Raw genomic sequence first — 6395 nt, 5'->3', positions numbered from 1 at the left:
AGTTGGCCATGTAGGCGTAGCCCGCCGGTGTCGTAAGCGCGACGCAGCTGTTCGAGAAAGAGCCGCCGGAAGAGCCGCGAGAGGACCCGCACGGGCAGGAAGAAGCCGGGACGGCAGGCGATCCAGTGCTCGCCGTCCGGCGCGATGCCGCCGCCCGGCACCACGCAATGCACATGAGGGTGATGCTGCAGATTCTGTCCCCACGTATGCAGGATCGTGAGGATGCCGATCCCGGCACCGAGGTGTTTCGGATCGGCGGCGATCGTGCGCAGCGTTTCGGCGCTGGCGCGAAACAGCAGATCGTAGAGCGTCCTCTTGTTCTGGAACGCGAGCGCGGCGACGGATTCGGGAAGCGTGAAGACGACATGGAAATACTCGGTCGAGGGGAGGAGCTCCGCCTGCCGGCGTTCGAGCCATTGCGCGCGGGCGAGGGACTGGCACTTCGGACAGTGGCGATTGCGGCATGAGTCGTAACTGATGCGCTGATGGCCGCAGGCATCGCACTGCTCGAGATGGGCGCCAAGCGCGGCGGTACGACACAGCTCGATGGCACTCATCACGCGTCGCTGGACACGACTGAGCCCCTCGGCATGAGATAGCCGGAAACTGGGCATAACTGGCGGAAAATGTCCGCCACTTCGAGCGCCGGGCGCATGACTGCGATCAGAAGTACTCGGGCGCAGGTGGTGGGGATGGAATGGGTGCGGGGTGCGGCGGCAGATCGAAGGGACTGGTGGTGGCGCACACGGTGCTGGTGGCGACTTTGAGATAACGCGAGGTCGTGGCAAGGGACCTGTGGCCCATCAGCAGCTGGATCCGGCGCACGTCAGTACCGGCTTCCAGCAGGTGCGTGGCGAACGCGTGGCGCTTATATCGCTGGGTAAATAAGCGTCACTATGTACCCTTCCGGATTATGTCTTGTAGCATCCTGATAGCCCATTTTTATGGGCAAATGGCCAACGACGGATAGAGATAATCTTGACTCCTCCACCCACGTATGGAAGGAGTTCGTCGTGAAGTACACCATTCATGATCAGGTCGTTCTCTCGCGAGAACCTGAAGGTCCACTCGCAGCCCATCTATCATCCTTTGCCAACGCCATCTGCGCGCAGGGTTACAACGTATGGTCCCTGAAGCGGAAGGTCCGGATCGCCGCGTGTTTCAGTCGATGGCTTAAACAGAGAGGTGTGGGAGTACGGGACATCTGCTTCGATCACGCAACACGATACTTGCGCTATCGTGCCCGGCACTTCCGGCCTCGCAACGATGATCGGGCGGCGCTCAGACAGCTTATTGATTTCCTTCGCGGCGAAGGCGTGATTCCGCCTGAGCAGATGGCAGCAATTCGGATTTCAGCGGTTGAGCGCTGTGTACAGGAGTACGAAGCGTACTTGCGCGATATTCAGGCTCTTGCCAGAGCCACGATCATTAACTACGTGCCGTTCGTCCGCGAGTTTCTCAAACATCGGTTCGGGAATGGGAGGGTCACGCTATCGAAACTAGGTGCGGCCGATGTCGTGCGCTTTGTCCAGGTCCTGGCGCCACGACTGCATCTAAAGCAGGCGAAGCTTATGACCACTGCTCTGCGATCCTTTCTGCGCTATATGCGCTATCGCGGCGACATCACGCTGGACCTCGCTGCCGCCGTTCCGGTGGTCGCCAACTGGTCGAGGCCGTCAATTCCCCGGGGAATCTCAGCAGACCAGACTCGGAAGTTGCTGGCTAGTATCGATCGACGGACTGCAGTCGGTCGTCGCGACTACGCGATCCTGCTGATGCTCGCGCGATTGGGATTGCGCTCCAGTGAAGTGGTTTTCCTCGAACTCGATGATATCGACTGGGACGCAGGTCAACTGAGCGTTCGCACCAAGGGCGGACAACGCATCGAGCTACCCTTACCTGCGGACGTCGGCAAAGCCGTCGCCGCCTACTTGCAGCACGGGCGGCCGAAGAGCGCCAGTCGCCGCGTATTTTTACGTGCACGCGCGGGCATCACGGGTTTTCGTGGGCCAAGTAGCCTCGGCTGCGTCGTTCGGCGTGCACTTCAGCGTGCCGGCATTGACGCGCCCACAACCGGTGCCCATCAGTTCCGCTACGGACTGGCTACCCAGATGCTGAGTCATGGAGCGTCTCTTACGGAGATTGGCGAGGTGCTGGGTCATCGTCACCCACAGACCACGATGATCTACACTCGGGTCGACATCAAGGCATTGCGCGCACTCGCGTTGCCTTGGCCCGGAGGTGTACGATGAATACGCTTCGGCAGGCTGTTCAGGATTACCTCGACCTGTGGCGCAGCCTGGGATTCAAATTGAGGGAGGAGAGCACAGCGCTACCCGATTTCGTCGCGTTCATGGAACAGCATCGTGCTTCTTACGTTACGCAGGCGTTGGCGCTCGCCTGGGCTCGGCAACCCACAAATGTCCAGCCCGACCGATGGGCGCAACGAATGCGCTGGTTGCGTGGGTTCGCGCGATATCGCAGTGCTACCGATCCCCGCACGGAAATACCAGCACCAGGCTTGTTGCCATTTCGGCCGAAGCGGGCCCGACCATACCTATACTCGGCCGACGAGATCCGTAGCCTGCTACGGGCGGCGCTGCAGATGCCATACCACGATGAACGGGCTGCACTGCTGCCATGGACCTATCACTGCCTGTTCGGGCTGTTGAGCGTCACGGGCATGCGCCTGGGTGAAGCGCGCAATCTCGAGCTTCAGGACGTGGATCTGACGGAGGCGATATTAACGATCCGCGGCGCGAAGCTCGGAAAGACGAGACTCATTCCTTTGCATGCCTCAACATGCAAGGTGCTCGCAACCTACATCACGCGGCGTGAGCGTCACTGGGCGGGTCGATCGGTATCTTCCTATCTCTTTGTTTCCAGCTGGGGTAACCGAATGGATGCCGGTACGATTCATCGCACTTTCTATTCCTTGTCGCGGCAGATTGGCTTACGCGGGGCATCCGACAGTCACGGGCCGCGTCTGCACGACATGAGACACGTGTTTGCCACGAATACACTTGTACGCTGGTACAAGTCCGGAGATGACCCGGAGCGCCGTCTGCCAATCCTGTCAGCCTACCTCGGCCATTCTCACGTCGAGGATACGCAGTGGTATCTGAACGGTTCGCCTGAATTGATGCGTGAGGCGATGCGCCGGCTTGAACAACTCTGGGGAGATCGGCCATGAATGATACCGCCACATTTGCTCCGCTACTGGAGCGCTTCTTCACGCAGCGTCTGATGGAAGAGCGTCAGGCGAGCCCTCACACCATCGGTGCCTACCGCGATACCTATCGTCAATTCCTTAAGTTCGTGCAGCAGCGCCTGCATAAGTCCCCGTCGCAGCTAAACCTCAAAGACATCGATGCTCCACTAATCGTCGCGTTTCTCGACGAGATTGAGAAGAACCAGGGCGTTAGCGTTCGCACCAGAAATCTGCGCCTTGCGGCGATTCATTCCTTCTTTCGCTACGCCGCTCTCGAAGCACCGGCCCATTCTGCCCAGATCCAGAGGGTGCTTGCCATCCCCAGCAAGCGCTTCACCCGTAAGCTGATCCACTTCCTGACGCCTCCAGAAGTCGACGCCTTGCTTGCTGCGCCTGATCAGGGCACGTGGTCTGGCCGGCGCGACCACGCCTTTCTATTGGTCGCAGTCCAGACCGGTCTGCGCCTGTCCGAGATGACCGGACTCAATCGCGGGGATGTGGTGCTTGGCACCGGCGCACACGTGAGGGTCATCGGAAAGGGTCGAAAGGAGCGCTGTACACCCATCGCGAGATCCACGCGCACTGTACTGAAAGCGTGGCTGCGAGAGCCACAACGTGGTGATGGCACAGTACTATTTCCCAGCGAGCGCGGCGAACGCCTCAGTGTTCATGGTGTGCAGTATCTGCTAAACAAGCACCGCAAGGCCGCGTGTGAAGTTTGCCCGTCATTGAATCAGAAGCGGGTCACTGTTCACTGTTTAAGACACACCATGGCCATGGACCTTCTGCAATCAGGCGTTCGTCGCTCGGTCATCGCGTTGTGGCTCGGACATGAATCGGTGGAAACCACGGAAATTTATGTCGAAGCGACTCTTGCGATGAAGGAACAGGCCCTTGAGAAGACAACTCCGCGACGCGGCAAGCCAGGCCGCTTCAAGCCAACAGACGAGCTCCTCGACTTCCTGAACAGTCTTTAGGCTGCCGAATTATATCGGGTGACCGCTTGAGCCCATCTCTTTGACGGCCCGCAATCTGGTCAATTGTTGGAGTTCAACCACGTCACCCGACATAATCCGGAAGGGTACATAGTGACGCAAGGAATGGGGTGTCACGGGTTTGGTGATGCCGCTGCGCTTGCGTGCAAGCTCGCATGCGTCGCCCACGGCATGGCGGGTGATGGGGTGCCCCGGAATGTTGCCTGGAAAGAGCCATTCCTTCGGGTGGGCGTCCTGCCAGTACAGTCTGAGGATCTCGAGCAGCCTCGGCGACAGCATTACATAACGATCCTTACGGTTCTTCCCCTGGTTAACACGGATGACCATGCGCTTGCTATCGATATCGGTCACCTTCAGATGGACGACTTCCGACACCCGCAGTCCGGCGGCGTACGCGGTCATCAGGATCGTGCGGTGCTTGAGACCGGCGACCGACTCGAAGAAGGTGGTGATCTCCTCCAGGCTGAGAACGACAGGCAGTCGGAACGGCTTCCTGGGCAATGGAAAGTCCTCGTCGCTCCAGGGTCGCTTGAGCGTCACGCGGTAGAGGAAACGCAGTGCGCCGATCGTTGGACCGAGGCTGGCGGGTGCCAGCATGCGCTCCTCGCGAAGATGGACGAGCCAGGCCCGGATTTCCTCCGGACCCAGCAGTTCGGGTGAGCGGCGGAAGTGGCGGGCAAAACTGGCTACCTGGATCAGATAGGACTTCTGTGTGTTATCAGCGAGATTGCGGATCTGCATGTCGTTCAGCATGCGTTGGCGCAGCGGCGTCATGACTAACCTCCTGGAAGCAGTGGTGGAGCCCGGTTGGGCATCCACATACTGCGCCTGGAGGTGTCTGCGTCCCCTCGTTGGGGTCCTGCGTCAGCTCACCGCCACCAATGAACGTCAGCCATCGGCTCTCGCTCTCCTCCCCCTACCGCGTCAGCGGTTTAGTGTACGCCTGTGATGGCGTGCCATTTGCAGGGTGCAAGTCCCTGCCGGAGTTGGCCACAGCTCCGTAGCTGAAGGTAACTGCGTCGTCGTGAGACGGGGTGGGGAGTAACCGGAGGCGAACTGTCGGTCCGTAGGTTAACGAACCTGTTTCGGCGGAGTATTGCGGCGAGCCTGCACTAAAGTGGCGAAGCCTGGAAGTAACACAGCACGCTGTCGTGGCGGACAAAGCGATGCGGTGGCATACCACGTGATTGAGGACGGAACGATGGGACGGTGGCACGAAGCAAGCGGGGAGACCTGTCGGCGAGGTGAACGCTGGCAGGAGTCAGAGTCCCGGTAGTACTGCACATGGCAGCTTCAAGCCGTGGAGACCTGCGTCAGAGCAAAAGGCGCACTAGGGAAGCGGGGCAGGAAGGTTGATAGCAGAAGTCCGGAACGAGGCAAAGATGAAGATCGAAGCATCACCAGTGTCGGAAACGACTAGACGAGATGCAGACGCGCTGGGAAGCTGCGTGCAGCGGAAATTCGCGTCAGCCGCAATCTGGACGGACGCTATGTTGGCTGCTCTACGAAACGGAGTTAAAGGAGGTAAATGGCATAGTCTGATCGACAAGGTGTTTCGCCTGGACACGCTCGCGCTGGGGTGGGCTCAGGTCAAGAAGAACGCCGGGGCGGCGGGAGTCGACCGCATGAGCGTGAAGCGATTCGCGCAAGCGCGAGACCGATACCTCGCTGAACTGGCGCACGCATTGCAGGACGGTAGCTATCGCCCGCAGCCAGTGCGGCGCGTCTACATACCGAAAGGTAAAGGACGCCGCCCGCTCGGTATACCCGCTGTAAAAGACCGTGTAGTTCAAGCGGCCCTAAAGCTGGTAATCGAGCCGATCTTTGAACAGGAGTTCGAGCCGAGAAGCTACGGCTTTCGCCCGGGCTTGGGCTGCAAGGATGCGCTGCGCGAAGTAGACCGGCATGTGAAAGCGGGCTACTGCTGGGTGGTCGATGCCGACCTGCAAAGCTATTTTGACTCGATTCCACACTCACCTCTTCTTGCGAGAGTGGCAGGGCGAATCTCGGACGGCCGGGTTCTGGAACTCATCCAGTACTTTCTCAAGCAAGACATCATGGAAGACATGACGCGTTGGACGCCGACTTCCGGCAGTCCTCAAGGGGCGGTTGTAACGCCACCAACAACAGAGCAAACTGCCGCATAAAATGGAGCCTGCGCATTTCGAGGGAGTGCCTGGCGCCCTGGT

At 59.6% G+C, this 6395-nt stretch carries 5 protein-coding genes and 2 pseudogenes; 4 read left to right on the top strand and 3 right to left on the bottom strand.

The window, feature by feature from the left end; genetic code table 11:
• Together AWB78_RS41000 and AWB78_RS44685 are read right to left on the bottom strand one after the other, a co-directional pair.
• Window positions 1-655: pseudogene (locus AWB78_RS41000) on the bottom strand (IS91 family transposase); the annotation flags it as partial.
• An 8-nt stretch (window positions 656-663) separates the two neighbouring features.
• Window positions 664-855, bottom strand: a pseudogene (locus AWB78_RS44685) (tyrosine-type recombinase/integrase); the annotation flags it as partial.
• Window positions 856-1013: 158 nt separating this feature from the next.
• Between AWB78_RS44685 and AWB78_RS40995 the strand changes: the two are divergent.
• From AWB78_RS40995 to AWB78_RS40985, 3 genes are read left to right on the top strand one after another with little or no spacing between them, the layout of a single operon-like run.
• The gene (locus AWB78_RS40995; protein ID WP_062612825.1) at window positions 1014-2252 is read left to right on the top strand and encodes a site-specific integrase; all 1239 of its coding nucleotides are present in this window, start codon (window positions 1014-1016) and stop codon (window positions 2250-2252) included.
• The gene (locus tag AWB78_RS40990; RefSeq protein ID WP_062612823.1) at window positions 2249-3193 is read left to right on the top strand and encodes a tyrosine-type recombinase/integrase; all 945 of its coding nucleotides are present in this window, start codon (window positions 2249-2251) and stop codon (window positions 3191-3193) included. Before AWB78_RS40995 ends, AWB78_RS40990 begins: the two co-directional genes overlap by 4 nt.
• Window positions 3190-4188, top strand: coding sequence for a site-specific integrase (locus tag AWB78_RS40985; protein ID WP_062612821.1), 999 nt, complete (start codon window positions 3190-3192; stop codon window positions 4186-4188). Before AWB78_RS40990 ends, AWB78_RS40985 begins: the two co-directional genes overlap by 4 nt.
• Before the next feature lie 9 nt (window positions 4189-4197).
• Here the strand turns inward: AWB78_RS40985 and AWB78_RS40980 are convergent, their stop codons facing one another.
• Window positions 4198-4980 carry a tyrosine-type recombinase/integrase gene (locus tag AWB78_RS40980; RefSeq protein ID WP_082883634.1) on the bottom strand — a complete coding sequence of 261 codons (783 nt, stop codon included), beginning with the start codon at window positions 4978-4980 and terminating at the stop codon, window positions 4198-4200.
• A gap of 608 nt (window positions 4981-5588) precedes the next feature.
• Between AWB78_RS40980 and AWB78_RS40975 the strand changes: the two genes are divergently transcribed.
• Window positions 5589-6353, top strand: a complete 765-nt coding sequence (locus tag AWB78_RS40975; protein ID WP_232478100.1) for a reverse transcriptase domain-containing protein — start codon at window positions 5589-5591, stop codon at window positions 6351-6353.
• Window positions 6354-6395: the final 42 nt, after the last annotated feature.

It is taken from the genome of Caballeronia calidae, from assembly GCF_900044055.2.
In the GTDB taxonomy this organism is placed as follows: Bacteria; Pseudomonadota; Gammaproteobacteria; order Burkholderiales; family Burkholderiaceae; genus Caballeronia; species Caballeronia calidae.
Note: the sequence above shows the minus strand (reverse complement) of the source record. Positions and strands in the feature narration are given on the sequence as shown.

Bases quoted from the DNA above. Each gene is read 5' to 3' on its own strand.
- AWB78_RS40975 (WP_232478100.1), top strand. From the start codon at position 5,589: ATGAAGATCGAAGCATCACCAGTGTCGGAAACGACTAGACGAGATGCA.
- AWB78_RS40980 (WP_082883634.1), bottom strand. From the start codon at position 4,980: ATGACGCCGCTGCGCCAACGCATGCTGAACGACATGCAGATCCGCAAT.
- AWB78_RS40990 (WP_062612823.1), top strand. From the start codon at position 2,249: ATGAATACGCTTCGGCAGGCTGTTCAGGATTACCTCGACCTGTGGCGC.
- AWB78_RS40985 (WP_062612821.1), top strand. From the start codon at position 3,190: ATGAATGATACCGCCACATTTGCTCCGCTACTGGAGCGCTTCTTCACG.